At 68.9% G+C, this 2,799-nt stretch carries 2 protein-coding genes; both read right to left on the bottom strand.

Features of this window, described 5'->3' with window-relative positions:
* The coding region (locus tag E1261_RS44185; protein WP_132416269.1) for a lytic transglycosylase domain-containing protein at positions 1-1,041 on the bottom strand (1,041 nt) is incomplete at its 3' end.
* A gap of 153 nt (positions 1,042-1,194) precedes the next feature.
* Positions 1,195-2,763 (bottom strand): signal recognition particle protein, encoded by a 1,569-nt coding sequence (gene ffh / locus E1261_RS44190; protein ID WP_132416271.1) that lies wholly within the window; start codon positions 2,761-2,763, stop codon positions 1,195-1,197.
* Positions 2,764-2,799 lie beyond the last annotated feature (36 nt).

Raw genomic sequence — 2,799 nt, forward strand, 5'->3', positions numbered from 1 at the left:
CTTCGGCGTCGGGGTGGGCGTCGGCTTCGGAGTCGGCTTCGGGCTCGACGGCTTCGGCGTACTGGGCTTGGTCGGCGTCGGCTTCGGAGTCGTCGTCGTCGGGGTGACCGTCGGCGTCGGGGTCGGCGTCGGGATGGTGTCGTTGCGCTCCGGGTCGTCGACGTTGCCGTTGTCGCCCGGCGGGGTGATCTCGCCGTCGGTGTCCGGAATCTTCACGGTCTGCTTGCTGTACGACTGCATCCAGCGCAGCACGGTGGACACGTAGTCCATCGAGTGGTTGTACCGCAGGACGGACTGCACGAGCCCCTGGGCGTCGGCCAGGTTGGCCCCGCCGGAGCAGAGGTAGTCACCGGCGGCCCGCGCCGCGTCGAAGACGTTGTGCGGGTTCTTGGTGCCGTCGGCGTTCCCGTCGGCCCCGAAAGCCTTCCAGGTGCCCGGAATGAACTGCATCGGCCCGACGGCCCGGTCCCACTGCTGGTCCCCGTCGTACTGACCTTGGTCGGTGTCGGAGATGGCGGCCATCCCGGGGCCGCCGTTCAGCACCGGGCCGAGGATCTGGCCGCGGGTGTTCCCGGCTGCGTCGACCTTGCCGCCCTTCGCGTGGTCGGACTCGACCTTGCCGATCCCGGCCAGCAGCGGCCAGGTGATGTGGCAGTTCGGCTTCGCGAGGGCCAGATCGTTCGCGACCTTCTGGTACGCCGCCAGGACGGTGCCGGGGATGCCGGACGCGTCACCGGTGACCCCGGGGATCGGCGGGACGGTGCCGTCCGTGCTCCCGGTGACCGGGACGCTGACCGTGGACTTCTCCTGGGTCGGCAGGCTGCCGTCGACACCGGGCTGGGTCGGCATGTCGTCGACCAGGTCGTCGAAGACCGAGTCCGGGCGCTGACCGGCCAGGGCGTGCGCGTCGACGATGAACGTGTTCGACGTGACACCGCCGATCACGAACACGGCGACCATGGCGGTCGGCGGAGCCAAGCACACCCAGGTGGCGGTGAGCTTCCCCCGCCACGTGTCCAGGTTCTTGAACTGCTGCCTCATCCGATCCGTCCTTCGACGTTTCCGCAGTACCGACATTCTCCGGGCGTAGGGACGATCTTAGCGGGCCCAGGATCATCGACAACGGGTAACGGGGTGTCACTTCGTGCAGTGACCGGTTGTCCGATCGGGCAGCGCCCGCACCCCGCCTCCCGGTTACTGTCCGCCGAGCATCTTCTTCAGGTCGTCGGGGAGCTCGAAATCGCCGCCGTTCTGGCCGGCACCGCCGAACGCGGCCGGGAGCTGACCCGGCTGCGGCTCCTGCGGCTGGGGCGCACCGCCGCCGGCCCGCTTGGCCGGGTTGCCCGAGCCACGCTTCTTGCCCTTCGCCAGCTTCTGCTGCTTCGCCTTGCGCCCACCCGCGGCGCCGCCACCGGGCATGCCCGGCATCCCTGGCATCCCCGGGATGCCCTTGCCGGACGCCATCGCGGACATCATCTTGCGGGCCTCGAAGAACCGCTCGACCAGACCGCTGACGGTGGCGACCTCGGTCCCCGAACCCTTCGCGATCCGGGCCCGGCGGGAGCCGTTGATGATGTTCGGGTCGTTGCGCTCGGCCGGCGTCATCGAGTGGATGACCGCCTCGATCCGGTCGATCTCGCGCTCGTCGAAGTTCTCCAGCTGGTCCTTGAACTGGCTGGCGCCGGGCAGCATGCCGAAGATCTTGGTCAGCGGACCCATCTTGCGCACCGACTGCATCTGGGCGAGGAAGTCGTCCAGGGTGAAGTCCTTGCCACCCTTCTTCTGCAGCTTGGCCGCCGTCTTCGCGGCCGCGTCCGCGTCGAAGGTGCGCTCGGCCTGCTCGATCAGGCTCATCACGTCACCCATGCCGAGGATGCGGGACGCCATCCGGTCGGGGTGGAAGACGTCGAAGTCCTCGAGCTTCTCGCCGTTGCTGGCGAACATCACCTGGCGACCGGTGACCTGCGCGATCGACAGCGCCGCACCACCGCGGGCGTCACCGTCCAGCTTGGACAGCACCACGCCGTCGAAGCCGACCCCGTCGAGGAAGGCCTGCGCGGTGGTGACCGCGTCCTGACCGATCATCGCGTCGACGACGAACAGGATCTCGTCCGGGTTCACCGCGTCGCGGATGTCGGCGGCCTGCTTCATCAGCACCTCGTCGACACCCAGCCGGCCGGCCGTGTCGACGATGACCACGCTGTGCTGCTTGGTCCGCGCCTCGTCCAGCGCCTTCCGGGCCACGTCCACCGGGTCGCCGACACCGTTCCCCGGCTCGGGAGCGAACACCGGCACGCCGGCCCGCTCACCGACCACCTGGAGCTGGGTGACCGCGTTCGGCCGCTGGAGGTCGGCGGCGACCAGGATCGGCGTCTGGTGCTTGGTCTCCTTCAGCCACTTGGCCAGCTTCCCGGCCAGGGTCGTCTTACCAGCACCCTGCAGACCGGCCAGCATGATGACGGTCGGCGGCCGCTTCGCCATCCGGAGCTCACGGGTCTCCCCGCCGAGGATGCCGACCAGCTCCTCGTTCACGATCTTGATCACCTGCTGCGCCGGGTTCAGCCCCCCGCGCACCTCGGCCCCGGCGGCCCGCTCCCGGATCTTCGCGATGAACTCGCGCACCACCGGCAGCGCGACATCCGCCTCCAGCAGCGCGATCCGGATCTCCCGTGTCGTCGCTTCGATATCGGCATCGGTCAGCTTGCCCTTGCCACGCAGATTCTTGAACGCAGCGGACAACCGATCGGAAAGCGTGTCGAACACGGGAAAGTCCATCCTCTAGCGAGCACCGAACAACTC

It is taken from the genome of Kribbella albertanoniae, assembly GCF_004348455.1.
In the GTDB taxonomy this organism is placed as follows: domain Bacteria; phylum Actinomycetota; class Actinomycetes; order Propionibacteriales; family Kribbellaceae; genus Kribbella; species Kribbella albertanoniae.